This is a genomic window from Vibrio qingdaonensis (assembly GCF_026191675.1).
GTDB classification, from domain to species: Bacteria; Pseudomonadota; Gammaproteobacteria; order Enterobacterales; family Vibrionaceae; genus Vibrio; species Vibrio qingdaonensis.
Map to the genome: position 1 here is coordinate 1 of NZ_JAKRRY010000046.1, position 24,214 is coordinate 24,214.

The 24,214-nt window shown below is 45.0% G+C and carries 36 protein-coding genes and 1 pseudogene; 33 read left to right on the forward strand and 4 right to left on the reverse strand.

Features of this window, described 5'->3' with window-relative positions:
* Positions 1–517: 517 nt before the first annotated feature.
* From rpsJ to rplQ, 28 genes are all read left to right on the forward strand, one after another.
* Complete coding sequence (gene rpsJ, locus MD535_RS22420) at positions 518–829, forward strand: 30S ribosomal protein S10 (RefSeq protein WP_005417222.1); 312 nt, start codon at positions 518–520, stop codon at positions 827–829.
* A 14-nt stretch (positions 830–843) separates the two neighbouring features.
* Entirely contained in the window at positions 844–1,473 is a 630-nt protein-coding gene (gene rplC, locus MD535_RS22425) for a 50S ribosomal protein L3 (protein WP_265677357.1), read from the forward strand.
* A 16-nt stretch (positions 1,474–1,489) separates the two neighbouring features.
* Entirely contained in the window at positions 1,490–2,092 is a 603-nt protein-coding gene (gene rplD, locus MD535_RS22430) for a 50S ribosomal protein L4 (RefSeq protein WP_265677358.1), read from the forward strand.
* Positions 2,089–2,391, forward strand: coding sequence for a 50S ribosomal protein L23 (gene rplW / locus MD535_RS22435; RefSeq protein WP_031495626.1), 303 nt, complete (start codon positions 2,089–2,091; stop codon positions 2,389–2,391). Before rplD ends, rplW begins: the two co-directional genes overlap by 4 nt.
* A gap of 15 nt (positions 2,392–2,406) precedes the next feature.
* Entirely contained in the window at positions 2,407–3,231 is an 825-nt protein-coding gene (rplB, locus tag MD535_RS22440) for a 50S ribosomal protein L2 (RefSeq protein WP_102471341.1), read from the forward strand.
* Positions 3,232–3,250: 19 nt separating this feature from the next.
* Positions 3,251–3,529, forward strand: a complete 279-nt coding sequence (gene rpsS / locus MD535_RS22445; protein ID WP_102471340.1) for a 30S ribosomal protein S19 — start codon at positions 3,251–3,253, stop codon at positions 3,527–3,529.
* A 9-nt stretch (positions 3,530–3,538) separates the two neighbouring features.
* A complete protein-coding gene (gene rplV, locus MD535_RS22450) occupies positions 3,539–3,871 on the forward strand; it encodes a 50S ribosomal protein L22 (protein ID WP_102471339.1) in 333 nt (110 codons plus the stop codon).
* Between the two features lie 17 nt (positions 3,872–3,888).
* Positions 3,889–4,587, forward strand: coding sequence for a 30S ribosomal protein S3 (rpsC, locus tag MD535_RS22455; protein ID WP_265677359.1), 699 nt, complete (start codon positions 3,889–3,891; stop codon positions 4,585–4,587).
* Positions 4,588–4,598: 11 nt separating this feature from the next.
* Positions 4,599–5,009: a 50S ribosomal protein L16 gene (gene rplP / locus MD535_RS22460; protein WP_265677360.1), complete on the forward strand. Its 411-nt coding sequence runs from the start codon at positions 4,599–4,601 to the stop codon at positions 5,007–5,009.
* On the forward strand, positions 5,009–5,200 hold the full coding sequence (rpmC, locus tag MD535_RS22465) for a 50S ribosomal protein L29 (RefSeq protein WP_265677361.1): 192 nt from the start codon (positions 5,009–5,011) through the stop codon (positions 5,198–5,200). The genes rplP and rpmC overlap by 1 nt, the downstream gene beginning before the upstream one ends.
* A complete protein-coding gene (gene rpsQ / locus MD535_RS22470; protein WP_265677362.1) occupies positions 5,200–5,454 on the forward strand; it encodes a 30S ribosomal protein S17 in 255 nt (84 codons plus the stop codon). Before rpmC ends, rpsQ begins: the two co-directional genes overlap by 1 nt.
* Before the next feature lie 160 nt (positions 5,455–5,614).
* A complete protein-coding gene (gene rplN / locus MD535_RS22475; protein WP_017036074.1) occupies positions 5,615–5,986 on the forward strand; it encodes a 50S ribosomal protein L14 in 372 nt (123 codons plus the stop codon).
* Between the two features lie 11 nt (positions 5,987–5,997).
* The gene (gene rplX, locus MD535_RS22480) at positions 5,998–6,315 is read left to right on the forward strand and encodes a 50S ribosomal protein L24 (RefSeq protein WP_006075571.1); all 318 of its coding nucleotides are present in this window, start codon (positions 5,998–6,000) and stop codon (positions 6,313–6,315) included.
* A 24-nt stretch (positions 6,316–6,339) separates the two neighbouring features.
* Positions 6,340–6,879, forward strand: a complete 540-nt coding sequence (rplE, locus tag MD535_RS22485; RefSeq protein ID WP_250619391.1) for a 50S ribosomal protein L5 — start codon at positions 6,340–6,342, stop codon at positions 6,877–6,879.
* A 17-nt stretch (positions 6,880–6,896) separates the two neighbouring features.
* The gene (rpsN, locus tag MD535_RS22490) at positions 6,897–7,202 is read left to right on the forward strand and encodes a 30S ribosomal protein S14 (protein WP_265677363.1); all 306 of its coding nucleotides are present in this window, start codon (positions 6,897–6,899) and stop codon (positions 7,200–7,202) included.
* A 29-nt stretch (positions 7,203–7,231) separates the two neighbouring features.
* Entirely contained in the window at positions 7,232–7,624 is a 393-nt protein-coding gene (gene rpsH / locus MD535_RS22495; RefSeq protein ID WP_265677364.1) for a 30S ribosomal protein S8, read from the forward strand.
* Between the two features lie 12 nt (positions 7,625–7,636).
* Entirely contained in the window at positions 7,637–8,170 is a 534-nt protein-coding gene (gene rplF, locus MD535_RS22500) for a 50S ribosomal protein L6 (protein ID WP_265677365.1), read from the forward strand.
* Between the two features lie 9 nt (positions 8,171–8,179).
* Positions 8,180–8,533, forward strand: coding sequence for a 50S ribosomal protein L18 (gene rplR, locus MD535_RS22505; protein ID WP_250619389.1), 354 nt, complete (start codon positions 8,180–8,182; stop codon positions 8,531–8,533).
* A 14-nt stretch (positions 8,534–8,547) separates the two neighbouring features.
* Positions 8,548–9,048: a 30S ribosomal protein S5 gene (rpsE, locus tag MD535_RS22510; protein ID WP_265677366.1), complete on the forward strand. Its 501-nt coding sequence runs from the start codon at positions 8,548–8,550 to the stop codon at positions 9,046–9,048.
* Between the two features lie 5 nt (positions 9,049–9,053).
* Entirely contained in the window at positions 9,054–9,233 is a 180-nt protein-coding gene (gene rpmD / locus MD535_RS22515; protein ID WP_102471327.1) for a 50S ribosomal protein L30, read from the forward strand.
* Between the two features lie 5 nt (positions 9,234–9,238).
* Complete coding sequence (rplO, locus tag MD535_RS22520) at positions 9,239–9,673, forward strand: 50S ribosomal protein L15 (RefSeq protein WP_102471326.1); 435 nt, start codon at positions 9,239–9,241, stop codon at positions 9,671–9,673.
* Between the two features lie 20 nt (positions 9,674–9,693).
* On the forward strand, positions 9,694–11,028 hold the full coding sequence (gene secY, locus MD535_RS22525) for a preprotein translocase subunit SecY (RefSeq protein WP_250619388.1): 1,335 nt from the start codon (positions 9,694–9,696) through the stop codon (positions 11,026–11,028).
* A gap of 27 nt (positions 11,029–11,055) precedes the next feature.
* The gene (gene rpmJ, locus MD535_RS22530; RefSeq protein ID WP_000868186.1) at positions 11,056–11,169 is read left to right on the forward strand and encodes a 50S ribosomal protein L36; all 114 of its coding nucleotides are present in this window, start codon (positions 11,056–11,058) and stop codon (positions 11,167–11,169) included.
* 149 nt (positions 11,170–11,318) lie between these two features.
* On the forward strand, positions 11,319–11,675 hold the full coding sequence (gene rpsM / locus MD535_RS22535) for a 30S ribosomal protein S13 (RefSeq protein ID WP_102471324.1): 357 nt from the start codon (positions 11,319–11,321) through the stop codon (positions 11,673–11,675).
* Between the two features lie 18 nt (positions 11,676–11,693).
* Positions 11,694–12,083, forward strand: coding sequence for a 30S ribosomal protein S11 (gene rpsK, locus MD535_RS22540; RefSeq protein ID WP_001118870.1), 390 nt, complete (start codon positions 11,694–11,696; stop codon positions 12,081–12,083).
* A 35-nt stretch (positions 12,084–12,118) separates the two neighbouring features.
* Positions 12,119–12,739, forward strand: a complete 621-nt coding sequence (gene rpsD / locus MD535_RS22545; RefSeq protein ID WP_265677369.1) for a 30S ribosomal protein S4 — start codon at positions 12,119–12,121, stop codon at positions 12,737–12,739.
* Positions 12,740–12,763: 24 nt separating this feature from the next.
* Positions 12,764–13,756 carry a DNA-directed RNA polymerase subunit alpha gene (locus MD535_RS22550; RefSeq protein WP_102471322.1) on the forward strand — a complete coding sequence of 331 codons (993 nt, stop codon included), beginning with the start codon at positions 12,764–12,766 and terminating at the stop codon, positions 13,754–13,756.
* A 26-nt stretch (positions 13,757–13,782) separates the two neighbouring features.
* Positions 13,783–14,169: a 50S ribosomal protein L17 gene (gene rplQ, locus MD535_RS22555; RefSeq protein ID WP_031493230.1), complete on the forward strand. Its 387-nt coding sequence runs from the start codon at positions 13,783–13,785 to the stop codon at positions 14,167–14,169.
* Positions 14,170–14,287: 118 nt separating this feature from the next.
* On the opposite strand, the gene MD535_RS22560 is transcribed toward rplQ, so the two are convergent.
* Both MD535_RS22560 and MD535_RS22565 read right to left on the reverse strand, forming a co-directional pair.
* Positions 14,288–14,758 (reverse strand): DUF2780 domain-containing protein, encoded by a 471-nt coding sequence (locus tag MD535_RS22560; protein WP_265677374.1) that lies wholly within the window; start codon positions 14,756–14,758, stop codon positions 14,288–14,290.
* Positions 14,759–14,850: 92 nt separating this feature from the next.
* A complete protein-coding gene (locus MD535_RS22565) occupies positions 14,851–15,474 on the reverse strand; it encodes an FKBP-type peptidyl-prolyl cis-trans isomerase (RefSeq protein ID WP_265677375.1) in 624 nt (207 codons plus the stop codon).
* Positions 15,475–15,686: 212 nt separating this feature from the next.
* Between MD535_RS22565 and MD535_RS22570 the strand changes: the two genes are divergently transcribed.
* Positions 15,687–16,283, forward strand: a complete 597-nt coding sequence (locus tag MD535_RS22570) for an OapA family protein (protein ID WP_265677376.1) — start codon at positions 15,687–15,689, stop codon at positions 16,281–16,283.
* 16 nt (positions 16,284–16,299) lie between these two features.
* Here the strand turns inward: MD535_RS22570 and MD535_RS22575 are convergent, their stop codons facing one another.
* Positions 16,300–16,752 (reverse strand): GNAT family N-acetyltransferase, encoded by a 453-nt coding sequence (locus tag MD535_RS22575; RefSeq protein WP_265677377.1) that lies wholly within the window; start codon positions 16,750–16,752, stop codon positions 16,300–16,302.
* Between the two features lie 94 nt (positions 16,753–16,846).
* A complete protein-coding gene (cpdB, locus tag MD535_RS22580) occupies positions 16,847–18,808 on the reverse strand; it encodes a 2',3'-cyclic-nucleotide 2'-phosphodiesterase (RefSeq protein WP_265677378.1) in 1,962 nt (653 codons plus the stop codon).
* A gap of 367 nt (positions 18,809–19,175) precedes the next feature.
* Between cpdB and cobA the strand changes: the two genes are divergently transcribed.
* From cobA to MD535_RS22600, 4 genes and pseudogenes are all read left to right on the forward strand, one after another.
* A complete protein-coding gene (cobA, locus tag MD535_RS22585; protein WP_265677397.1) occupies positions 19,176–19,982 on the forward strand; it encodes a uroporphyrinogen-III C-methyltransferase in 807 nt (268 codons plus the stop codon).
* A gap of 36 nt (positions 19,983–20,018) precedes the next feature.
* Positions 20,019–20,948 (forward strand): annotated as a pseudogene (gene cysD / locus MD535_RS22590) (sulfate adenylyltransferase subunit CysD); the annotation flags it as partial.
* An 18-nt stretch (positions 20,949–20,966) separates the two neighbouring features.
* Positions 20,967–22,379 (forward strand): sulfate adenylyltransferase subunit CysN, encoded by a 1,413-nt coding sequence (cysN, locus tag MD535_RS22595; protein WP_265677379.1) that lies wholly within the window; start codon positions 20,967–20,969, stop codon positions 22,377–22,379.
* 102 nt (positions 22,380–22,481) lie between these two features.
* Positions 22,482–24,206: an SLC13 family permease gene (locus MD535_RS22600; RefSeq protein ID WP_265677380.1), complete on the forward strand. Its 1,725-nt coding sequence runs from the start codon at positions 22,482–22,484 to the stop codon at positions 24,204–24,206.
* Positions 24,207–24,214: the final 8 nt, after the last annotated feature.

Genomic DNA, 24,214 nt, shown 5'->3' on the forward strand with positions numbered 1-24,214 from the left:
CGAATACCGCACTAAAAAAGGGGAGCTTAGGCTCCTCTTTTTATTAGCTTATTTTTATGAACCCTTACTTAGGGTCGTATTATGTCGTCCTATCTTATTGAATAGAAAGCTGATCTATTCACCGTTCTGGCTCACTCCCTTAGTTTTTGTTTTGTTGAACCACAGCAGAATAGTTACGTGTTGATTAATTTCCCTTCACCTATTGCAACTCCAAACTTGTTCTGTATAATAGCGCGCTCTGGCCTAGCCAGTTGTGAACCAATGAGCACTGAGGAGTAAACGCCTACTCACGTAGATGTTTAGTAACGTAGACTCAGCTTATGTTCGCAGTTAATACAATTAACCCTTATGTTTTAGCGTTTACACACTAAAACAGATTTAGGTTAATCGAAAATTAGCTGACAATGCATTCAATTAGAGTGCTACGGTTTCACATAAATCAATCGACATTCTCTCGCCTTAGCGAGTATGAGTGGCGATATTGTTTGTGTAATAATTAATTTTGGAGCTCTGTCTCATGCAGAACCAACGTATTCGTATCCGCCTAAAGGCTTTTGATTACAAGCTAATCGATCAGTCTACTGCGGAAATCGTTGAAACAGCTAAGCGTACCGGCGCACAGGTTCGTGGTCCTATTCCACTTCCTACTCGTAAAGAGCGTTTCACTGTTCTTACCTCTCCACACGTCAACAAAGATGCACGTGATCAGTACGAAATTCGTACTCACAAGCGTTTGATCGACATCGTTGAGCCAACAGATAAAACTGTTGATGCTCTAATGCGTCTTGATCTTGCTGCTGGCGTTGATGTTCAAATCAGCCTAGGTTAAGGGAGATAAGAATAATGATTGGTCTAGTCGGACGTAAAGTGGGTATGACCCGCGTATTTACCGAAGAAGGCGTTTCTATCCCTGTAACAGTTGTTGAGGTTGAAGCGAACCGTGTAACTCAAGTTAAATCACTTGAGACTGACGGTTATGCAGCAATCCAAATCACTGCAGGTGAGAAGAAAGCTAGCCGTGTTTCTAAGCCAGAAGCTGGCCACTTTGCGAAAGCAGGTGTTGAAGCAGGTCGCGGTCTTTGGGAATTCCGTTTGGAAAACGGCGAAGAGTTTGAACTTGGCGCTGAGCTAAATGTAGAACTATTCAACGACGTTAAAAAAGTAGACGTTACTGGTACATCTAAAGGTAAAGGCTTCCAAGGCGCTGTTAAGCGTTGGAACTTCTCTACTCAAGATATGACTCACGGTAACTCCTTGTCTCACCGTGCACCGGGTTCAATTGGTCAATGCCAAACTCCAGGTCGCGTATTTAAAGGCAAGAAAATGGCAGGTCACATGGGTGCTGAGCGTGTAACGACTCAAAACCTAGAGATCGTACGTGTTGACGCTGAGCGCGGTTTGCTCCTTATTAAAGGTGCAGTACCAGGCTCAACAGGCGGCAACGTGATCGTTAAACCAGCTATTAAAGCATAACGTCTAGGAGTAAGTAATGGAATTGATGGTTAAAGGTGCTGATGCACTAACTGTTTCCGAGACTACTTTCGGACGTGACTTCAACGAAGCTCTTGTACACCAAGTAGTTGTTGCTTATGCAGCAGGTGCTCGTCAAGGTACTCGTGCTCAAAAGACTCGTTCTGAAGTATCTGGCGGTGGCGCTAAGCCATGGCGTCAAAAAGGTACTGGCCGCGCGCGTGCTGGTACAATTCGTAGCCCAATCTGGCGTACAGGTGGTGTTACTTTTGCTGCGAAACCACAAGATCACAGCCAAAAAGTAAACAAAAAAATGTACCGCGGTGCTATGAAAAGCATTCTTTCTGAGCTTGTTCGTCAAGAGCGTCTAGTTGTTGTAGACAACTTCTCAGTTGAAGCACCAAAAACAAAAGAGCTAATTGCTAAGCTTAATGAACTTGAGCTTTCGGACGTTCTTATTGTGACTAGCGAAGTAGATGAGAATCTATTCTTAGCTGCTCGTAACCTTTACAAAGTTGATGCTCGTGACGTTGCTGCGATTGATCCAGTAAGTCTAATCGGCTTCAACAAGGTTCTAATGACTGCTGACGCAGTTAAGCAAGTTGAGGAGATGCTAGCATGATCACTGAAGAGCGTATCCTAAAAGTTCTACGTGCTCCGCACATTTCTGAGAAAGCAACTATGGCTGCAGAGAAAGCGAACACTATCGTTTTCAAAGTAGCAAAAGATGCAACGAAGAAAGAGATCAAAGCAGCTGTTGAAAAGCTATTTGAAGTTGAAGTTAAGTCTGTAAATACTCTTATTCTTAAGGGTAAGACTAAACGCCAAGGTCTACGCCAAGGTCGCCGCAGCGACGTTAAGAAAGCGTATGTTACTTTGGCTGAAGGTCAAGACCTTGACTTTGTTGGCGGCGCGGAATAACAGGAGTAGTTAAGAATGGCTATTGTTAAATGTAAGCCGACTTCCCCTGGTCGTCGTCACGTTGTTAAAGTTGTTAACACTGACCTGCACAAGGGTAAGCCATACGCACCACTTCTAGAGAAAAACTCTAAGAACGGTGGTCGTAACAACAACGGTCGTATCACAGTACGTCACATCGGTGGTGGTCACAAACATCACTACCGTTTGATTGACTTCAAACGTACTAAAGATGGCATCCCAGCGAAAGTTGAGCGCCTAGAATACGATCCAAACCGTAGCGCAAACATTGCTCTAGTTCTGTACGCAGACGGTGAGCGCCGCTACATTATCGCACCAAAGGGCATCCAAGCGGGTGACTCTATCCAGTCAGGTGTTGATGCGCCAATCAAAGCAGGTAACACTCTGCCGATGCGTAACATCCCTGTAGGTTCTACAGTTCACTGTGTTGAGCTGAAGCCTGGTAAAGGTGCACAAATTGCTCGTTCTGCAGGTGCATACGCACAACTTATCGCTCGCGATGGTGCATATGTAACTCTACGCCTACGTTCAGGTGAAATGCGCAAAGTATTATCAGAAGGCCGTGCTACGCTCGGTGAAGTTGGTAATGCAGAGCACATGCTACGTGAACTAGGTAAAGCTGGTGCTAGCCGCTGGCGCGGTGTTCGTCCAACCGTTCGCGGTGTGGTAATGAACCCGGTAGACCACCCACACGGTGGTGGTGAAGGTCGTACTTCTGGTGGCCGTCATCCAGTATCTCCTTGGGGTCAGCCTACTAAAGGCTTTAAGACTCGTAAGAACAAGCGCACTGACAAGTACATCGTACGTCGTCGTAATAAATAATCTATAAAGAGGAATCGCCATGCCACGTTCTCTCAAGAAAGGTCCTTTTATTGACCTACACTTGCTGAAGAAGGTAGAGAAAGCGGTGGAAAGCGGAGACAAAAAGCCTGTTAAGACTTGGTCCCGTCGCTCAATGATCATACCTACTATGATCGGTTTGACCATCGCTGTCCATAATGGTCGTCAGCACGTACCAGTTTTCGTTACCGAAGAAATGATCGGTCACAAACTGGGTGAATTTGCACCAACTCGCACTTATCGCGGCCATGCTGCAGATAAGAAAGCTAAGAAGAAATAGGAGTAGATGATGGAAGCTATCGCTAAACATAACTTTGCTCGTATTTCTCCACAGAAAGCTCGCTTAGTTGCAGACCAAATCCGCGGTAAAAACGTGGATCAAGCGCTAGAACTACTTACTTTCAGCAACAAAAAAGCTGCTGAATTGATCAAGAAAGTTCTAGAATCAGCAATCGCGAATGCGGAACATAACGAAGGTGCAGATATCGACGATCTTAATGTCGCTAAAATCTTCGTAGATGAAGGCCCTATCATGAAGCGTATTATGCCTCGTGCTAAAGGCCGTGCCGACCGTATCTTGAAGCGTTCAAGCCACATCACTGTTGTTGTAGCAGATCGCTAAAAGCTAGGAGATAAGCAATGGGTCAGAAAGTACATCCAAATGGTATTCGTCTTGGCATCGTTAAGCCTTGGAATGCTACATGGTTTGCTAATACCAAAGATTTCGCTGACAACCTAGACGGCGACTTCAAGGTACGTCAGTTTCTTACTAAGGAACTAGCAAAAGCGTCTCTATCACGCATCGTTATCGAGCGTCCAGCGAAGAGCATCCGTGTGACTATTCACACTGCTCGTCCTGGTGTTGTTATCGGTAAGAAAGGTGAAGACGTTGAGAAGCTACGCACAGCTGTAGCTAAAATCGCAGGTGTACCAGCGCAAATTAACATCGCTGAAGTACGTAAGCCTGAGCTAGACGGCAAGTTAGTTGCTGATAGCATCGCCTCTCAACTAGAGCGTCGTGTTATGTTCCGTCGTGCTATGAAGCGCGCGGTTCAAAATGCTATGCGTCTAGGCGCTAAAGGTATCAAAGTGGAAGTAAGCGGTCGTCTAGGCGGCGCTGAAATTGCACGTTCTGAGTGGTATCGTGAAGGTCGTGTACCTCTACATACTCTACGTGCTGACATTGATTACGCAACTTCTTCGGCTCACACCCAATACGGTGTGATCGGCATTAAAGTTTGGATCTTCAAAGGTGAGATTCTAGGCGGAATGCCAGCTGCTAACGCAGTAGAGCCAAAAGGCGATAAGCCTAAGAAGCAGCGTAAAGGCCGTAAGTAAGGAGTCGACAGATGCTACAACCTAAACGTACTAAGTTCCGTAAGGTTCAGACTGGTCGTAACCGTGGTCTAGCTAAAGGTACTGATGTAAGCTTCGGCGAATTCGGTCTTAAAGCTGTTGGCCGTGGTCGTTTGACTGCTCGTCAAATCGAAGCGGCACGTCGTGCAATGACACGTCACGTGAAGCGTCAAGGTCAAATCTGGATCCGTGTGTTCCCAGATAAGCCAATCACAGAAAAGCCACTTGAAGTTCGTCAGGGTAAGGGTAAAGGTAACGTTGAGTACTGGGTAGCCCAAATCCAACCTGGAAAGGTTATGTACGAAATGGACGGTGTACCTGAAGAGTTGGCACGTGAAGCGTTCCGCCTAGCGGCTCGCAAACTGCCGTTCAAAACTACATTTGTAACTAAGCAGGTGATGTGATGAAAGCACAAGATCTACGCGAAAAAAGCGTTGAAGAGCTTAACGCCGAGCTATTGAATTTGCTACGTGAACAGTTTAACTTGCGCATGCAAGGTGCAACTGGTCAACTTCAGCAAACTCATGCTCTTAAAGCTGTACGCCGTGATATCGCACGTGTGAAAACTGTTTTGACTGAGAAGGCAGGCGCATAATGAGCGACAAAATTCGTACCCAACTAGGTCGTGTAATTAGCAACAAGGCTGATAAGTCTATTGTTGTTGCAATCGAACGCATGGTTAAACACCCAATTTACGGTAAATTCGTAAAGCGTACGACTAAACTACACGCACATGACGAAAACAACGAGTGTGGCATTGGCGACACTGTTGAAGTTCGTGAATGTCGTCCACTGTCTAAGATGAAGTCTTGGACATTGGTAAACATCGTAGAAAAAGCGAAATCTTAATTAAGAATTTTGCTTAAAAATCAAGCGGCTCCGATTTAATTTGGGGGCCGCTTATTTTTTGTCTACCCAATCTCAAAAAAGGGTGGTATAGTTCGCATCCCTTTAAAGAGGCAGCCCGACCCGAGAGGGTCTAGTTTTTAATATTTAGCGGAGCACTAACATGATCCAAATGCAAAGTACACTCGACGCTGCGGATAATTCCGGCGCTCGTAGAGTAATGTGTATTAAGGTTCTGGGTGGCTCTCACCGCCGTTATGCACACATCGGTGATGTCATCAAGGTTACTGTGAAAGAAGCAATTCCTCGCGGTAAAGTAAAAAAAGGTGATGTCCTGAAGGCGGTGGTAGTTCGCACCCGTAAAGGCGTACGTCGTCCAGATGGCTCTGTCATTCGCTTCGACCGCAACGCTTGTGTATTGTTGAACGACACTACTGAGCAACCAGTCGGCACACGTATCTTTGGTCCAGTGACTCGTGAACTTCGTAATGCGAAATTCATGAAGATTGTTTCACTAGCACCAGAAGTTCTGTAAGGAGCGGCAACATGGCAGCTAAAATCCGTCGTAACGACGAAGTAATCGTTCTTGCTGGTAAAGATAAAGGCAAGAAAGGTAAAGTAACTAAGGTTCTAGCGACCGGTAAAGTTATCGTTGAAGGCATTAACCTTGTTAAGAAGCACCAAAAGCCGGTTCCGGCTCTAGGTCAACAAGGTGGCATCGTTGAACAAGAAGCAGCTATTGATGCTTCTAACGTTGCAGTTTTCAACGCGGCTACTGGTAAAGCAGACCGCATCGGTTTCCGTATCGAAGATGGCAAGAAAGTTCGTTTCTTCAAATCTAACGGCGAAACTGTTTCTAACTAATTAGAAGTAATTTGGAGTTCTACTATGGCGAAACTGCATGATTACTACAAGTCGTCTGTAGTTGCTGAACTGACCAAAGAGTTCAGCTACTCAAGCGTCATGCAAGTCCCTAGGATTGAGAAAATCACCCTAAACATGGGCGTTGGTGAAGCAATCAACGATAAGAAACTGCTAGAAAACGCAGCAGCTGATATGGCAACGATCTCTGGTCAAAAGCCTCTTATCACTAAAGCGCGTAAATCTGTTGCAGGTTTCAAAATTCGTGAAGGCTACCCAATTGGTTGTAAAGTAACCTTGCGTGGCGAACGTATGTGGGAATTTTTAGAGCGTTTAATCTCTATCGCACTTCCACGTGTACGTGACTTCCGTGGCGTTAGCGCTAAGTCTTTTGACGGACGCGGTAACTACAGCATGGGCGTTCGCGAGCAAATCATCTTCCCGGAAATCGACTACGATAAAGTAGACCGTGTTCGTGGCCTAGACATCACTATTACGACGTCTGCTGCAAACGATGAGGAAGGCCGAGCTCTGCTGGCTGCCTTTAACTTCCCATTCCGTAAGTAAGGTGAAGGGTTACTGTTATGGCTAAACAATCAATGAAAGCGCGCGAAGTAAAACGCGCGAAGCTAGTAGCTAAGTTCGCAGAAAAGCGTTCTGCGCTAAAAGCTATCATTAGCGATGTTAACGCATCAGAAGAAGATCGTTGGAATGCGGTTCTTAAACTGCAATCTCTTCCACGTGATTCAAGTGCATCACGTCAGCGCAACCGTTGCAACCAAACTGGTCGTCCACACGGTTTCCTACGTAAGTTCGGTCTCAGCCGTATTAAAGTTCGTGAAGCTTGCATGAAAGGCGAGATTCCTGGACTTCGTAAGGCTAGCTGGTAATTGCCACTTAATCATTTGGAGTAAATCATATGAGCATGCAAGATCCGATTTCGGATATGCTGACCCGTATTCGTAACGGTCAGGCAGCAAATAAAGTTGCTGTTAAAATGCCTTCTTCAAAGCTTAAAGTTGCAATTGCTGCTTTGCTGAAAGCTGAAGGTTATATTACAGATTTCGCTGTTGAAGGCGAAACAAAACCTGAGCTAGAAGTTACACTTAAGTACTTCCAAGCTAAACCTGTAATCGAGCAAATCAAACGTGTATCTCGTCCTGGTCTTCGTGTTTACAAGAAGAACAACGAGCTACCATCTGTAATGGGTGGTTTGGGTATTGCTGTCGTATCTACTTCCAAGGGTCTGATGTCAGACCGTGCTGCTCGTAAAGCATGCCTTGGCGGTGAAATCATCTGTTACGTAGCTTAATAGGAGTAGACTATGTCTCGTGTTGCTAAAGCACCTGTCGCTATTCCAGCTGGCGTAGAGGTGAAACTAAACGGCCAAGAAGTTACTGTAAAAGGTAGCAAAGGTGAACTTACTCGCGTTCTTAACAGCGCAGTAGTTGTTGCACAGGAAGAGAACAACCTAACTTTCGGACCGAAAGAAGGCGTTGCTAACGCTTGGGCACAAGCAGGTACTGCTCGTGCACTAGTTAACAACATGGTTGTTGGTGTTACCGAAGGCTTTACTAAGAAACTGACTCTTAAGGGTGTTGGTTACCGTGCTGCTATTAAAGGCAACGCTGTAGGCCTAACTCTAGGTTTCTCTCACCCAGTTGAGCACGAGTTGCCAGCGGGTATTAAAGCCGAGTGTCCAAGCCAAACTGAGATCATCATTACTGGTTGCGATAAGCAATTAGTAGGTCAAGTTGCAGCTGACATTCGTTCTTACCGTGAGCCTGAGCCTTATAAAGGTAAAGGTGTTCGTTACGCAGATGAAAATGTGCGTACCAAAGAAGCTAAGAAAAAGTAAGGTAACACTATGGATAAGAAAGCATCTCGCATCCGTCGTGCTACACGTGCGCGTCGTAAGATTGCAGAACTGGGTGCAACTCGCCTAGTTGTACACCGTACTCCGCGTCATGTGTACGCTCAGGTTATCGCATCAAACGGCTCTGAGGTCATCGCTTCCGCTTCTACTGTAGAAAAAGCGATCCGTGAGCAAGTTAAGAACACTGGTAACATCGAAGCAGCTCAAGCAATTGGTAAAGCAATTGCAGAACGCGCTCTTGAAAAAGGCGTTTCTACAGTTGCATTCGATCGCTCTGGTTTCCAATACCACGGTCGAGTAGCGGCGCTAGCAGAATCTGCTCGCGAAGCTGGTCTGAAATTCTAAGGTAGGGTTGGACGATGGCAAAAGAACAACAACAAGCTAGTGATTTGCAAGAAAAGCTAATCGCTGTTAACCGTGTTTCTAAGACGGTTAAGGGTGGTCGAATCATGAGCTTCACTGCACTAACAGTAGTTGGTGACGGTAATGGTCGTGTAGGTTTCGGTTACGGTAAAGCCCGTGAAGTACCTGCTGCGATTCAAAAAGCAATGGAAAAAGCACGTCGTAACATGGTTACGATTTCGCTTAACGAAGGCACTCTTCACCACGCGGTGAAAGGTCGTCATTCGGGCTCTAAGATCTACATGCAGCCAGCTGCAGAAGGTACTGGTATCATCGCCGGCGGTGCGATGCGTGCAGTACTTGAAGTTGTAGGTGTTCACAACGTATTAGCGAAAGCTTACGGTTCAACTAACCCAATCAACGTTGTTCGCGCAACGATTGCTGGTCTAGTAGACGTTAAGTCACCAGAAATGGTAGCTGCTAAGCGTGGTCTAACTGTTGAATCGATTTCGGAGTAAGAACCATGGCTAATACTATTAAAGTGACTCAAACTAAGAGTTCAATCGGTCGTCTACCTAAGCACAAAGCGTGTCTTAAAGGTTTAGGCCTTCGTAAAATCAACCATACAGTAGAGCTTGAAGATACTCCGTGTGTACGCGGTATGATCAACAAGGTTTACTACATGGTTAAAGTTGAGGAGTAATCAGAATGCGTTTGAATACTCTATCACCGGCTGCGGGTTCTAAGCCTTCTAAGAAGCGCGTAGGCCGTGGTATCGGTTCTGGCCTTGGTAAAACAGCAGGTCGTGGTCATAAAGGCCAAAAATCACGCTCTGGCGGCAGTGTTCGTCCAGGCTTTGAAGGCGGTCAAATGCCTTTGAAACAGCGTCTACCTAAATTCGGTTTCACTTCTCGTAAGAGCCTAGTGTCTGCTGAAGTTCGTCTAGCTGAGCTAGCGAAAGTAACAGGTGATGTTGTTGATCTAAACAGTCTTAAAGCGGCTAACGTTATCACTAAGAACATCGAATTTGTAAAAGTTGTTCTTTCAGGTGAACTAACGAAAGCTGTGACTGTTAAAGGTCTACGCGTGACAAAAGGTGCTAAAGCTGCAATCGAAGCTGCAGGCGGTAAAATCGAGGAATAATCTCGAGGGATGAGGTACAGATGGCTAAGAAACCAGGACAAGATTTTAACAGTGCAAAAAGTGGCTTAAACGAGCTCAAGTCGCGCCTTTTATTCGTACTTGGTGCGTTACTCGTGTTTCGTGCTGGCTCTTTTGTGCCGATTCCTGGTATTGACGCGGCTGTACTTGCCGATTTGTTCGAACAGCAAAAAGGTACCATCGTAGAAATGTTTAACATGTTCTCCGGTGGTGCTCTAGAGCGTGCATCTATTTTAGCACTGGGCATCATGCCGTATATTTCGGCTTCTATTGTTGTCCAGTTGCTAACTGTAGTTCATCCAGCGTTAGCCGAACTCAAAAAAGAGGGTGAGGCAGGGCGTCGTAAGATTAGCCAATATACGCGTTATGGTACGCTTGTACTTGCAACATTCCAGGCAATAGGTATTGCAACTGGCCTTCCAAACATGGTCAATAATCTGGTTGTTATCAACCAAACCATGTTTACGCTGATTGCGACCGTAAGTTTAGTAACCGGTACCATGTTCTTAATGTGGTTAGGTGAACAAATTACAGAGCGTGGAATCGGGAATGGTATTTCTATTCTCATCTTTGCAGGTATTGTTGCTGGATTGCCTTCGGCAATCGGTCAAACAATCGAGCAAGCGCGTCAAGGTGAACTGCACGTTCTTCTTTTGTTGTTTATTGCTGTATTAGCGTTTGCCGTTATTTACTTTGTAGTGTTTATGGAGCGTGGTCAACGTCGAATCGTCGTTAACTATGCGAAGAGACAGCAAGGCCGTAAGGTTTTTGCAGCTCAAAGTACTCACTTGCCGTTGAAAATCAACATGGCAGGTGTAATTCCGGCAATCTTTGCATCAAGTATTATCTTGTTTCCAGGAACATTGGCTCAGTGGTTTGGTCAAAATGGTGAGAGCAGCGCATTCGGTTGGTTAACTGATGTGTCTTTGGCTCTTAGCCCTGGTCAACCATTGTATGTAATGCTTTATGCTGCAGCGATAATTTTCTTCTGTTTCTTCTATACGGCGTTGGTTTTCAACCCAAGAGAAACAGCAGACAATTTGAAGAAGTCTGGTGCATTCGTACCCGGTATCCGCCCAGGAGAGCAGACAGCGAAGTATATCGATAAAGTAATGACTAGATTAACCCTAGCGGGTGCGCTATACATTACCTTTATATGTCTGATTCCCGAGTTCATGATGGTCGCTTGGAACGTACGTTTCTATTTTGGCGGCACATCACTACTCATCGTAGTGGTAGTTATCATGGATTTCATGGCACAGGTACAGACTCATCTGATGTCTCAACAGTATGATTCTGTGTTGAAAAAAGCAAATCTGAAGGGCTCAGGCCGTTAATTCAGATTTCATTTACGGAGTTTAGCAATGAAAGTTCGTGCTTCCGTTAAAAAAATCTGCCGTAACTGTAAAGTCATTAAGCGCAACGGTGTTGTGCGAGTGATCTGCAGTGAGCCAAAGCATAAACAGCGCCAAGGCTAATTAAGCAGAAATTTTTACTTGAAATATGAGGTATGGTCGAGTATATTCCTCGACCTACCTTTTGCGTGCAAAAGAAGTAGTATCCCGCAACGTATCCTAGACGGGCTTTGTTGCGGATAATTCTTTTACGAAACACTATGGAGTGAATAATGGCCCGTATAGCAGGCATTAACATTCCTGATCAAAAACATGCTGTAATCGCCTTAACTGCGATTTACGGCATCGGTAAGACTCGCTCTCAAGCTATTCTAGCTGAAGTAGGTATTGCTGAAGATGTTAAGATCAGTGAACTAAATGAAGAACAGATCGATCAACTGCGTGATGGTGTTGCAAAATACACTGTAGAAGGTGATCTACGTCGTGAAGTATCAATGAACATCAAGCGTCTTATGGACCTTGGCTGTTACCGTGGTCTTCGTCATCGTCGCAGTCTACCACTACGTGGACAGCGTACTAAAACCAACGCTCGCACCCGCAAGGGTCCGCGTAAGCCGATCAAGAAATAGTCGGGAAGGTAGAGTACAATGGCTAAACAACCAACACGCGCTCGTAAGCGCGTACGCAAGCAAGTTGCTGATGGCGTAGCGCACATTCATGCTTCTTTCAATAATACAATCGTAACCATTACTGACCGTCAAGGTAACGCTCTTGCTTGGGCTACTGCAGGTGGTTCAGGTTTCCGTGGCTCTCGTAAATCCACTCCGTTTGCTGCACAGGTTGCTGCTGAACGTTGTGCTGAAATGGCGAAAGAATACGGTCTAAAGAACTTGGAAGTTATGGTTAAGGGTCCAGGTCCAGGTCGCGAATCTACTGTTCGTGCACTGAACGCTGCTGGTTTCCGCATCACAAACATTGTTGATGCTACACCAATCCCTCATAACGGTTGTCGTCCACCTAAGAAACGTCGCGTATAAACGTATAACGTTTCTGGGATAATTGGAGAAGAATCATGGCAAGATATTTGGGTCCTAAGCTGAAGCTTAGCCGTCGCGAAGGTACTGACTTATTCCTTAAGTCTGGTGTACGTGCGATCGATACCAAGTGTAAAATTGATAACGCACCAGGTGTACACGGCGCTCGTCGCGGTCGTCTATCTGAATATGGCGTTCAGCTTCGTGAGAAGCAAAAAGTTCGTCGTATCTACGGCGTTCTAGAAAAACAATTCCGTAACTATTACAAAGAAGCTGCTCGCCTTAAGGGCAACACGGGTGAAAACCTACTTCAGCTTCTTGAAGGTCGTCTTGACAACGTAGTTTACCGCATGGGCTTTGGCGCAACTCGCGCAGAAGCACGTCAACTAGTTAGCCACAAAGCTATCGTAGTTAACGGTAAAGTTGTAAACGTTCCTTCTTTCAAAGTTTCGGCTAACGACGTTGTTACTATCCGCGAGAAAGCTAAACAGCAAGCTCGTATTAAGGCTGCTCTAGAAGTAGCTGAACAACGTGAAAAACCAACTTGGATTGAAGTAGATGCTGGTAAGATGGAAGGTACATTCAAGCGTATGCCTGAGCGTTCTGACCTATCTGCTGACATTAACGAACACTTGATCGTCGAGCTTTACTCTAAGTAAGGTTTAAACAAAAGAGAGGACACAATGCAGGGTTCTGTAACAGAATTTCTTAAGCCACGTCTTGTTGATATTGAACAGATCAGCACGACACACGCAAAAGTAACTCTTGAGCCATTAGAGCGTGGTTTCGGTCACACTCTAGGTAATGCACTTCGTCGCATTCTACTATCTTCTATGCCAGGTTGTGCTGTAACAGAAGTTGAAATAGAAGGCGTTCTGCACGAGTACAGCACTAAAGAAGGCGTTCAAGAAGATATCCTTGAGATATTGCTTAACTTGAAAGGTCTGGCTGTTCGCGTTGCCGAAGGCAAAGATGAAGTATTCATTACGCTGAATAAATCAGGCTCAGGCCCTGTTGTTGCAGGTGACATCACCCATGATGGTGATGTAGAGATCGCTAACCCAGAACACGTTATTTGTCACCTAACGGATGACAACGCTGAGATCGCTATGCGTATCAAAGTTGAACGTGGTCGTGGTTACGTTCCAGCTTCAGCTCGTATCCATACTGAAGAAGATGAGCGTCCAATCGGTCGTCTACTAGTAGATGCTACATACAGCCCAGTCGATAAAATCGCCTATGCTGTTGAAGCAGCTCGTGTAGAACAACGTACTGACTTAGACAAGCTTGTCATCGACATGGAAACGAACGGTACTCTTGAACCTGAGGAAGCTATCCGTCGTGCAGCTACTATTCTAGCTGAGCAATTGGATGCATTCGTAGATCTTCGTGATGTACGTGTTCCTGAGGAGAAAGAAGAGAAGCCGGAGTTCGATCCTATTCTACTGCGTCCTGTAGACGATCTTGAACTAACAGTTCGCTCTGCTAACTGTCTGAAAGCAGAAGCGATTCACTACATCGGTGATCTTGTACAGCGTACTGAGGTTGAGCTACTTAAAACGCCTAACCTTGGTAAAAAATCTCTTACTGAGATTAAAGACGTACTTGCATCACGTGGTCTTTCTCTGGGCATGCGCCTAGAAAACTGGCCACCAGCGTCTATCGCTGAAGATTAATCGATACTAGTTAGAAGGATTAGGTCATGCGCCATCGTAAGAGTGGTCGTCAACTCAACCGCAACAGCAGTCATCGCAAAGCGATGTTCAGCAATATGGCTAGCTCTCTTGTACGTCATGAAGTAATCAAGACTACATTGCCTAAAGCAAAAGAGCTACGTCGCGTAGTTGAGCCTTTGATTACACTAGCTAAGACTGACAGTGTTGCTAACCGTCGTCTAGCATTTGCACGTACTCGTGATAACGAAGTAGTTGCGAAACTATTCAACGAACTAGGTCCACGTTTTGCTGCCCGTCAAGGCGGTTACACTCGTATCCTAAAAGCTGGCTTCCGTGCTGGTGATAAAGCTCCAATGGCTTACATTGAGCTTGTAGATCGCCCAGAAGCATCTGAAGAAGCTGCTGCTGAGTAATCAGTAGGTTCGTAAGAACTGAAAAGCCGAGCATTTATGCTCGGCTTTTTTGTATCTGTATTTTGATGAACTTGTTGCGAATGAACGAGAGGCGCAGTCCTTAGTTTATAGTCATCAATTATTGCCAGAGACTGGTTAATGAACTGACAAGTTCTGAGCTAGCACCTTGTGTCCCTAAGTATTCCAAAACGACAGGTGCGAATTGAGAAATCATACTAGGATCAAGTCCGACCGCCGAGAATGCACTTTTCACACCCTCCATACTTTCCACCGATTTTAGCAAGCCACTACTATCTAAAGATGATAGCCCCGGAATGAGTGAGTTGAGCTCAGATACCCCATTACTTCCCAATTTGCTTTGAGCCAAAGAGAGTAATGCGCCTGCGCCAGCAGAGGCTTGCTCGGGAGATACTGATAAGTTATTGGTTAGGTCATTTACGACCGCTGAGTCTTGAAATTTGCTCAATGAACTCGCACTGCTAAGCAGACTATTTGCGGAGCTTGAGTCAATTTCGGGTAAGTCGAATTCGGCCATGGTTGGCAAGGCTAGAAGTGAAAGTGATAATACGAAGGGAAGAGCTTTATTCATAATACGATCCGTTTATTGTATTTGATCGTAAGTTTAGACGAAAAAAAAGCAGTGATGAGTCACTGCTTTATTTCTTTATTGCTTATTGAAGATTAGCCTAGAATTTCTAGAAGCTCTACTTCAAAAACAAGAGCTGCAAATGGTGGGATTGCTGCGCCAGCGCCGCGTTCACCGTATGCAAGATCTTGTGGGATACAAAGCTTCCACTTAGAACCAACAGGCATTAGTTGAAGTGCTTCAACCCAACCTTTAATTACGCCAGTTACAGGGAACTCTGCTGGTTGGCCACGTGATACAGAGCTGTCAAAAACAGTTCCGTCAGTTAGCTCACCGTGGTAGTGAACACGTACAGTGTTGTCTGAAGTTGGAATTTCACCCGTACCTTCAGTGATGATTTCGTACTGTAGACCAGATTCTAGAACCGTTACTTCTGGGCGAAGTGCGTTGTCCGCTAGGAATACTTCACCGTCTGCAGCCGCTGCTTTAGCCGCTTCTTGACGTACAGATTCTGCACGTGTGTGTAGGTCTTGTAATGCGTTGTTGATCTCGTCAACTTCGATTTCAGGCATATCACCAGTAAGTGCTGTTGCGATACCTTTAGCGATAGCATCAACGTTAAGACCTTCTAGGCCGCTTCCTGCAAGTTGTTGGCCCATTTGTAGACCAATACCGTAGCTTGCTTTTTGTTCTACAGTTTCTAATTTCACGTCAGACATGACGGTCTCTCTTTACTTATCGAATGAAGCCGAAAGGATACCAGTTCTTAAATAAAACCGGAATGGTCTTAAGAAGTTTTACTATTTAATTTGAGGAAGTTGTAAAACTTGTGACATTAGGCTGCTATAAATAGGTTTTCCTACGATTTTTCTATACTCTGATCGTGGGTTTTCTTAAACTGGAGCCGTTGTGTAGCAGGAGACGGATAGGAATGAATCGTCGTCAAAGGAAAAAGCAGAAAAGCGATCCCTTACAGTCGGTTAAGGCCTTATGGGCAAACATAGACTTTTCAAAAATCAAAACAACGATTATAGCCCAGAGTTTAGTGCTTAAAGAAAAGACCAGTACGTTTTGGTTGGGCTTACCTCGGTTGCATCGTCGTTTATTGAGCGTTATAGCCCCTGTTGTGATTGTACTATTACTTTGGCCTTCAAGTGATAGCGATGTGACGGAGCCAAGTCCTACTAATCAGCGTGTAACGGTCAGTGTCAACACTCAGTCATTGAGTGAACAAAGCGGCGCTGTCCAATCAGAAGAGACGGTTGAGACACAATGGCATGAATATACGGTGAAGAAAGGCGATACGCTTGCGCAAGTTTTTCGTAAAAACCAATTGCCGATGGCAGATCTGAACTCTCTGGCTCGTGTTGAAGGTAGCGACAAACCGCTAAGCCGAATTAAACAAGGGCAGCTTATTCGCTTCAAGTACAGCCAAGAGGGGCAGCTAGATATCTTGCAGATCGAAAAAGGTGAGCAATCGGTGATGTTCTTCCGTCTATCTGATGGCGGTTTTGGACGCAGTAAGTAGTAAAATTAGGCTGACGCTATCGCGTCAGTCTCATGTCGATATGTGGGATATCGTCTTCTAAATATTGCTCTGAACAAGCAAAAAAGCCGTGTTTTCCATAGTAGGCTTGGAGATGATATTGAGCACCGATCATGATATTTTCATCGGGCCATAAGCGGTGACATTCTTGGATTGCATGGTCAATTAGAATGTGACCCAATCCATTTCCGCGATGGCTTTCTTTGGTCGCAACTCGCCCAATGCTCACATTATGGTAGCTGGCCCCTTGAGGTAGCAGTCTTGCGCAGGCGACAAGTTCATCCTCATCGTAGCCAAGTAATTGGTGCACGCCTTCTTGGTGATCTTTATCATCGAGCTCTGGGTAGGGACAAGTTTGTTCGACAACAAACACATCAACTCGCAATTTTAATAGTTGATACAACTCAAGTGTGCTTAATTCATTAAATGTCTTTGTTTTCCAAGTCAGCATTCATCTATCACCTATACCAGATCAGCATGTAGAGTAAACCGGATAAAATAAAAAAGCCACGCATCAGCGTGGCTTAATAGCGAACAATGAGCAATTATTTTTGTAGGTCTATACGATAGACAGCAAAGCCAACGTCATCCGTCGCGACTTTCTCCATTGGATATTGCCCCTTGTCTTTAATGAATTGTGCCGCTTTGTCAGAAGGTGATGTTTCAAAGCGAACATCAACTTTTACTTTTGATGTAATCGGCGCAAATGTCCAGTTGTTATCAGCACTAGGTGTCACTTCCCCTTTTTCTTTACTGATCTTAGAGATGTAATTCGCCACAATGGTGCGGTTTTCATCTGGAGAATCAAAGGCGATAAACTCACTGCCTGTTCCCGGGAACTTGTTACTGTATGCACGATAGTTGTTGGTGGCGACAATAAAGGTCTGACTCATATCGATAGGCTTGCCTTGATACGTCAAGTTGACAATGCGCTCGCTGTCTTCACTCAGTGGTTTACAGTTGCCATCGTAACGAGCCGGTTGAGTCACGTCGATTTGATAGGCTACTCCGTCCATAACATCGAAGTTATACGTGCGGAAGTCATCCCAATCAATGAGAGACTGTGGCTGGTCAGTGGTAATATCAATTTGTTTAAACTGTCCAGCAGAACACTCTAGCCATTCCTTGACTTCTTTACCTGACATTTTTAATGCCACTAGCGTATTTGGATATAGATATAGATCGGCGGCATTTCGGAAAGTCAGTTGGCCTGACTCAACTTCAGTAAAGTTAGCGGGGTCATTTTTTCGACCGCCAGCTTTAAATGGCGCCGCAGCTGAAAGTACTGGGAGACCATCCAAGTCAGGGTCGCCTTGGATCATGGTTTCGACATAGTCTTTTTGTGCAAGGTTGACGATTTGCACCGTAGGATCATCTTGTACTAATGCTAGGAAGCTGTACATGACATCATTGGCTTTGCCAATTGGCTGGTTCACGAAGTCACGAGTGGCATCATGGTCATCTTTTACTGCACTTACGATCCCTTTATCGGCATCAACCATGGCTTTTTTATTGTTGGCATCATAGATAGGGCGAGCTTCAGTTTGTGCGTTCGTGACTTTCCAGCTATCGCCTGCTTTCTCTAACATTAAGTCCATTACACCCACATGGCTGCCCCAACGGCCTGGCATGACGGCAGCAACGCCATTGATGGTACCTTTTTGGTTATCGACACCTTGAATATTGTCAAAGCCTTTGCCTGGAAATACCGAGTGAGAATGCCCAAATGCAATCGCGTCGATACCTTCTACTTCCGATAGGTAATACGTAGAGTTTTCCGCGCCAGTTTTGTATGGGTCACTGGATACACCAGAGTGAGGGATGGCGATAATAATATCAGCTCCCTCTTTTTTCATTTGAGGAACAAGCTTTTCAGCGGTTGCTTTAATGTCTTTGGCAAACACTTTACCTTCGAGGTTTTTCTTATCCCAAACCATAATCTGCGGTGGAACAAATCCGATATAACCTATCTTAACTTCTTGCGATTTTCCGTCATTGTCTATGAAGGTATGAGTTTTGATGAGGTAAGGCTTGAAGTAGTGTTCCCCTGTTTTCTGGTCAAACACGTTGGCACTGACGTAAGGGAAATTGGCTCCCTTTAATGTCGCAGCGAGAAAGTCGAGTCCATAGTTAAATTCATGGTTACCAATGTTCCCTACGTCATAATTAAGCTGATTCATCGCTTTATAGACAGGGTGAACATCACCCTCTTTGACCCCTTTAGCTGCCATGTAGTCACCCATTGGGCTACCTTGAATAAGGTCTCCATTATCGACTAAGACACTGTTAGTGACTTCCTTGCGGGCTTCTTTAACCAAAGTGGCAGTTCGAGCTAAGCCGATCTTTTGTGAAGGCTTGTCTTTGTAGTAGTCGTAATCCATCACATTCGTATGAATGTCGGTTGTCTCGATTATTCTAAGCTTAATCTCATCGGCCATAACTGGGCCCGCTATTGCAAGCATGCCGCTAAGAACGGCGATCGAAATCGGTTTCACTGCCACTTTCATCTTTATATCCTTTTTATGGAAGTTTGTTTCAAAACATGCTTATTGTATCAATTTGTTATGAAAGTTATTTTTCATACATAGATAAAGTGTGATCTAAATTGGTTGTTATTGTGATATTTGGCTCGCAAGTCTCATCTGCACACTTTGCTGTTAACCATAGTCCCTGTGAACCCGCCTTGCGTTGTTCGGTGTAGCAAAAGTCTCAAAATTCATCCTATAGTGGTTTTTGGAATAAAAAATGAAATTTTAGAATTTCCGGTAATATAGCCAGTTGGTCATAATGCCATCATCAGAGACGCGATGGACCGCCACAATGGATCAGCCTTTTAAGCAAATTACGAAATTGAAAACGACGCCTCAATTGGTGATGAGTTCACAAAAACCCAAATTGCAAACTTCGATACTTAAATCTGGCGAAGTGGCGTTGGTCGGTGCTGGTCCAGGCGACCCTGAGTTGTTGACCCTCAAGGCTCTTAATTATTTGCAGCAGGCAGATGTCGTTTTATATGACTACCTAGTGTCTGATGAAATAATGGCATTGGTGCCAGAAAGTACGGTTTTGGTGTGCGTTGGCAAACGAGCTGGGCATCACAGTGTACCTCAGGAAAAAACCAACCAGTTACTCCTCGAGTTTGCTCAAAGTGGTCATAAAGTGGTTCGAATTAAGGGGGGAGACTCTTTTATGTTTGGCCGCGGTGGTGAGGAACTGCAAGTGTTGGCGCAAGCAGGTATTTCGTTTCAAGTGATTCCAGGTATCACCGCAGCGGCGGGGGCAACCGCTTATGCGGGAATTCCTCTTACCCATCGTGATTACGCGCAATCCGCGTTGTTTGTGACTGGGCATCTAAAGTCCAACAGTGACGACATGGATTGGTCGACACTTGCACGCCCTAAGCAAACGCTCGTGATTTATATGGGATTGATGAAATCCGACCATATTCAGCAGCAATTGGTTCTCCATGGAAGAAGCCCAGAAGTGCCTATTGCCATCATTGAACGTGGCACCCAACAGACGCAGAAAGTCTTTGTTGGTCAACTTAAAGATCTTGCGGATCTGGCGACAAATGCACAGGCACCATCATTGATCGTAGTAGGCGAGGTCGTTGAATTAGCGAAAGATCTTGCTTGGTTTGGTGAGGCATCGACTCAAGTACTCAAAGTTAAGAGTGCATAGGAATTCAGTCTGGTAGAGGTTTAATGGCCTTTACTCGCAAAAAAGGAAGCACAACAAATGGATCAAGAAAGACTCACTCACCTCAAACAACTGGAAGCGGAGAGTATTCACATTATTCGTGAAGTCGCTGCCGAATTCGATAATCCGGTCATGATGTATTCGATCGGTAAAGACTCTTCAGTCATGTTGCATCTGGCTAGAAAAGCGTTTTACCCGGGGAAAATACCTTTTCCTTTACTACACGTCGATACGGATTGGAAATTCAAAGAGATGATTGAATTTCGTGATCGTACGGCGAAAAACTATGGCTTTGAGCTTTTGGTACATAAAAATCCAGAAGGTATGGCGATGGGGATAAATCCATTTGTGCATGGTTCTTCAAAACACACGGATATCATGAAAACTCAAGGACTCAAGCAAGCGTTGAACCACTATGGATTTGATGCGGCGTTTGGTGGGGCACGTCGTGATGAAGAAAAATCCAGAGCGAAAGAGCGCGTTTACTCATTCCGCGACAAAAATCATACTTGGGATCCAAAGAACCAGCGCCCTGAATTATGGAAAACTTATAACGGGCAAATCAACAAGGGTGAAAGCATTCGCGTTTTCCCTCTTTCAAACTGGACTGAGCTGGATATCTGGCAATACATCTACTTAGAAGGCATTGATATTGTACCGCTTTACTTGGCTGCTGAGCGACCAGTGGTGGAACGCGATGGCATGTTAATCATGGTTGATGATGAACGAATGGACATTCGACCAGATGAAAAAGTAGAGAACAAAAGCGTCCGCTTTAGAACACTCGGTTGTTACCCACTTACCGGAGCCGTGGAATCGGAAGCGGCGACGTTGACGGAAATTATTGAAGAAATGCTGGTTGCGACATCCAGTGAAAGACAAGGTCGTGCGATCGACCATGATCAGTCTGGATCAATGGAGCTTAAAAAACGTCAGGGATATTTCTAAGGATCGAAGGGACACATTATGAATAGCGCAGTAGAAGCACAACTTGCCGAGCTAGGCATTGAGGGATACCTCAATCAGCATCAACACAAATCCTTACTTCGATTTCTGACCTGTGGTTCAGTGGATGATGGTAAGAGTACGTTAATTGGGCGCTTGCTCCATGATTCCAAGCAAATTTATGAAGATCAGTTAGCTGCGGTTCACTCAGATAGCCAACGCGTCGGGACGACAGGGGATAAGCCTGACCTTGCGCTGTTAGTTGACGGTCTGCAAGCTGAGCGCGAACAAGGTATTACCATTGATGTGGCTTACCGTTATTTTTCGACTCAAAAGCGAAAGTTCATCATTGCCGATACTCCAGGGCATGAACAATATACTCGCAACATGGCTACCGGGGCATCGACCTGTGATTTAGCGGTGATTTTGGTGGATGCCCGTAAAGGCATGTTAGATCAAACTCGTCGCCACTCCTTTATCGCTAGCCTGTTGGGCTTAAAGCACTTTGTTGTTGCCGTAAACAAAATGGACTTAGTTGATTTTTCGCAGCAACGATTTGAATCCATTCGTGATGATTATTTAGCTTTTTCAGAAAAACTAGGTAAAGGGATTGATATTCAAATTATTCCTTTGTCTGCGCTTGACGGCGACAACGTGGTTGAGCCCAGCGAAAACATGCCTTGGTATCAAGGAAAGCCGCTTTTAGAGTTGCTTGAGAATGTCGATATCGATCAAGACAGACGCTATGGGGAATTCCGTTTTCCTGTGCAATATGTCAGCCGTCCAAATTTAGACTTTCGCGGTTTTGCGGGGACGATTGGTTCGGGCGAAGTTCGAGTTGGTGATGAAATTAAGTCACTACCATCAGGAAAAACATCCACCATCGAGAGTATTGTCACGTTTGATGGAAACTTGGACGTAGCCTTTGCTGGACAAGCGGTCACGCTAACATTGAGCGATGAAATTGATATTAGCCGAGGTGATTTGATCGTTAAGCAAAACGCTAAGGTAACGTCTTCCAACCGATTGCTTGCCGATGTGGTTTGGATGACAGATGACGCACTGGCGGCGGGAAAAACGTACGACATCAAAATTGCTGGTAAGAAAACCCAAGGTCAATTAGAGGCGGTGCGTCATCAGTACGACATTAATACGCTCGCATCATTTGAAACTGAAACGTTACCTCTTAATGGTATTGGTTTGTGTGAGTGGTCACTTACTGAGTCTGTAGCCATTGATAACTACGATGTGGTTCAAGATACCGGAGGCTTTATTATCATTGACCGCCTGACCAACGTGACGGTTGGCGCTGGCTTAGTGCGTGATGCGTTAGCAGAGCAAGAACGTTCACCTAAAGAGCGCATAGGTGCTTTTGAAAGTGAGTTGAAGGCGTTAATTATGAAGCACTTCCCTGAGTGGGACGCAAAGATTTAACGTGCAACCACGGTGTGGTGAATGATGGTTTATACGGTCGATGATCGAGTCAGAAGAATGACAGTTCAATCGACCGCATAACCGCTATCGAGGATAAGGATTATGTGGGAACAGGGAGTCGTCTTAGCGCTATTGATGTCAATCATTAGCTGCTTAATCGCAACTCAAATTAAACCTAGCCTTATTTTCGCTGGTGCGGCGTTCATCGCTTTCATTAGTGGTATGACAGAATTAAGTGTCATTGCCACTAACTTCACTAACTCATCATTATTGACGTTAGTGCTGTTGATTATGTCGTCTGCCGCTTTAGAGAAAACACGCTTGATTAGCTGGGTAAGCCGTTCTATTGCAACCGGAAGGCTGGGGTCGGTGGTCGCCAAACTGGGGATTTCTACGGCCCTGTTGTCGTCGTTTACCAATAATACTGCTGTCGTGGTATCGCTTATCGGGGCGATTAAACGTAACCAACGCCATGCGCCTTCTAAATTACTCATTCCTTTGTCTTATGCGGCCATCTTGGGGGGAACACTAACGCTCATAGGAACCTCAACCAACCTGATCATTAATAGCTTTGTTGAAGATGTAGGATTACCGAGTCTTGATTTTTTTGCACCCACTTGGATTGGTTTGAGTGTCTTAGTTGGTGGTGTCATTATTCTGATTCCACTGAGCTACCTATTACCAAACTACGATGATGATAATCAAGATGAACTGCCGTACTTTTTAGAAGCTAGGGTTGAACCAGGCTCACCCCTTGTGGGTGGCAGTATTGCTGAGAATAACTTACGTGCATTAAGAAAATTGTTTTTAGCGGAAGTGGTACGCGATGGTGACACGCTTGCTTCAGTTGGGCCCGATTTTGTGTTGAAGGCAAAGGATAGGTTGTTATTTTGTGGTGACGTAGAGAGTGTTAATACTCTGCAAGAAATCAATGGACTGACGTTTTTTGGACAGCACCATTTAAATGGTCAAAACCTTCTTGAAGTCGTGGTGAGCTCCTCGGCTACGTTTTGTAATAAAACGCTGAAATCGAGTCATTTTCGTGACAAGTTTGATGCGGTAGTTGTAGCTATTCGCCGTGGGCACGAACGTTTGGAAGGCGGGTTAGGAAACATTGTTTTGCAAGCGGGTGATACTTTGGTTTTAGCGCCTGGAAAACGTTTTGACGATGAAAGACGTAAGTATCGTAAAGAGTTTGTCTTAGTGAATGACTTAGATTCAAGTGCCCGATTGGATATAGCAAAATCGAGTTACGTGTTGTTGGGTTTTGTTGCGGTAATAGCGTTAGCTCTGACTAACATTTTGCCGATTATTAAAGGGCTCGCGCTATATCTCATCGCGATTCTTGCGTTTGGTATCGTTAATATCGGTGAATTAAGACGACGTTTTCCTACCGACATTGTGGTGATTGTTGGTTCCGCGTTATCTATTGCTCAATTGATGATCTCAACGGGCCTATCTGTACGGATGGGCGAGATGTTTATGGAGTTGTTTAACGGTTGGGGAGTCTTTGGGGCTTTAGTGGCGACTTATCTAGTGACCTTAATTCTTACGGAGCTGATTACCAATAACGCCGCAGCGGCTCTCGCTTTTCCTATTGGCTACAGTATGGCAGTGGGCTACGGCGTAGATCCGATGCCGTTTATTATGGCGGTGTTATTTGGCGCTAGTGCAAGTTTCATTTCACCGTATGGTTATCAAACTAACTTATTGGTGTATAGCGTTGGTAATTACCAACTTAAAGATTATCTGCGAATAGGCATCCCTATTTCTATCGTGTATTCGGTACTGGTATTAGCGCTTATTCCGTACTTCTTTCCATTTTAATATTGATG

Bases quoted from the DNA above. Each gene is read 5' to 3' on its own strand.
- rpsJ (WP_005417222.1), top strand. From the start codon at position 518: ATGCAGAACCAACGTATTCGTATCCGCCTAAAGGCTTTTGATTACAAG.
- rplC (WP_265677357.1), top strand. From the start codon at position 844: ATGATTGGTCTAGTCGGACGTAAAGTGGGTATGACCCGCGTATTTACC.
- rplD (WP_265677358.1), top strand. From the start codon at position 1,490: ATGGAATTGATGGTTAAAGGTGCTGATGCACTAACTGTTTCCGAGACT.
- rplW (WP_031495626.1), top strand. From the start codon at position 2,089: ATGATCACTGAAGAGCGTATCCTAAAAGTTCTACGTGCTCCGCACATT.
- rplB (WP_102471341.1), top strand. From the start codon at position 2,407: ATGGCTATTGTTAAATGTAAGCCGACTTCCCCTGGTCGTCGTCACGTT.
- rpsS (WP_102471340.1), top strand. From the start codon at position 3,251: ATGCCACGTTCTCTCAAGAAAGGTCCTTTTATTGACCTACACTTGCTG.
- rplV (WP_102471339.1), top strand. From the start codon at position 3,539: ATGGAAGCTATCGCTAAACATAACTTTGCTCGTATTTCTCCACAGAAA.
- rpsC (WP_265677359.1), top strand. From the start codon at position 3,889: ATGGGTCAGAAAGTACATCCAAATGGTATTCGTCTTGGCATCGTTAAG.
- rplP (WP_265677360.1), top strand. From the start codon at position 4,599: ATGCTACAACCTAAACGTACTAAGTTCCGTAAGGTTCAGACTGGTCGT.
- rpmC (WP_265677361.1), top strand. From the start codon at position 5,009: ATGAAAGCACAAGATCTACGCGAAAAAAGCGTTGAAGAGCTTAACGCC.
- rpsQ (WP_265677362.1), top strand. From the start codon at position 5,200: ATGAGCGACAAAATTCGTACCCAACTAGGTCGTGTAATTAGCAACAAG.
- rplN (WP_017036074.1), top strand. From the start codon at position 5,615: ATGATCCAAATGCAAAGTACACTCGACGCTGCGGATAATTCCGGCGCT.
- rplX (WP_006075571.1), top strand. From the start codon at position 5,998: ATGGCAGCTAAAATCCGTCGTAACGACGAAGTAATCGTTCTTGCTGGT.
- rplE (WP_250619391.1), top strand. From the start codon at position 6,340: ATGGCGAAACTGCATGATTACTACAAGTCGTCTGTAGTTGCTGAACTG.
- rpsN (WP_265677363.1), top strand. From the start codon at position 6,897: ATGGCTAAACAATCAATGAAAGCGCGCGAAGTAAAACGCGCGAAGCTA.
- rpsH (WP_265677364.1), top strand. From the start codon at position 7,232: ATGAGCATGCAAGATCCGATTTCGGATATGCTGACCCGTATTCGTAAC.
- rplF (WP_265677365.1), top strand. From the start codon at position 7,637: ATGTCTCGTGTTGCTAAAGCACCTGTCGCTATTCCAGCTGGCGTAGAG.
- rplR (WP_250619389.1), top strand. From the start codon at position 8,180: ATGGATAAGAAAGCATCTCGCATCCGTCGTGCTACACGTGCGCGTCGT.
- rpsE (WP_265677366.1), top strand. From the start codon at position 8,548: ATGGCAAAAGAACAACAACAAGCTAGTGATTTGCAAGAAAAGCTAATC.
- rpmD (WP_102471327.1), top strand. From the start codon at position 9,054: ATGGCTAATACTATTAAAGTGACTCAAACTAAGAGTTCAATCGGTCGT.
- rplO (WP_102471326.1), top strand. From the start codon at position 9,239: ATGCGTTTGAATACTCTATCACCGGCTGCGGGTTCTAAGCCTTCTAAG.
- secY (WP_250619388.1), top strand. From the start codon at position 9,694: ATGGCTAAGAAACCAGGACAAGATTTTAACAGTGCAAAAAGTGGCTTA.
- rpmJ (WP_000868186.1), top strand. From the start codon at position 11,056: ATGAAAGTTCGTGCTTCCGTTAAAAAAATCTGCCGTAACTGTAAAGTC.
- rpsM (WP_102471324.1), top strand. From the start codon at position 11,319: ATGGCCCGTATAGCAGGCATTAACATTCCTGATCAAAAACATGCTGTA.
- rpsK (WP_001118870.1), top strand. From the start codon at position 11,694: ATGGCTAAACAACCAACACGCGCTCGTAAGCGCGTACGCAAGCAAGTT.
- rpsD (WP_265677369.1), top strand. From the start codon at position 12,119: ATGGCAAGATATTTGGGTCCTAAGCTGAAGCTTAGCCGTCGCGAAGGT.
- MD535_RS22550 (WP_102471322.1), top strand. From the start codon at position 12,764: ATGCAGGGTTCTGTAACAGAATTTCTTAAGCCACGTCTTGTTGATATT.
- rplQ (WP_031493230.1), top strand. From the start codon at position 13,783: ATGCGCCATCGTAAGAGTGGTCGTCAACTCAACCGCAACAGCAGTCAT.
- MD535_RS22560 (WP_265677374.1), bottom strand. From the start codon at position 14,758: ATGAATAAAGCTCTTCCCTTCGTATTATCACTTTCACTTCTAGCCTTG.
- MD535_RS22565 (WP_265677375.1), bottom strand. From the start codon at position 15,474: ATGTCTGACGTGAAATTAGAAACTGTAGAACAAAAAGCAAGCTACGGT.
- MD535_RS22570 (WP_265677376.1), top strand. From the start codon at position 15,687: ATGAATCGTCGTCAAAGGAAAAAGCAGAAAAGCGATCCCTTACAGTCG.
- MD535_RS22575 (WP_265677377.1), bottom strand. From the start codon at position 16,752: ATGCTGACTTGGAAAACAAAGACATTTAATGAATTAAGCACACTTGAG.
- cpdB (WP_265677378.1), bottom strand. From the start codon at position 18,808: ATGAAAGTGGCAGTGAAACCGATTTCGATCGCCGTTCTTAGCGGCATG.
- cobA (WP_265677397.1), top strand. From the start codon at position 19,176: ATGAGTTCACAAAAACCCAAATTGCAAACTTCGATACTTAAATCTGGC.
- cysN (WP_265677379.1), top strand. From the start codon at position 20,967: ATGAATAGCGCAGTAGAAGCACAACTTGCCGAGCTAGGCATTGAGGGA.
- MD535_RS22600 (WP_265677380.1), top strand. From the start codon at position 22,482: ATGTGGGAACAGGGAGTCGTCTTAGCGCTATTGATGTCAATCATTAGC.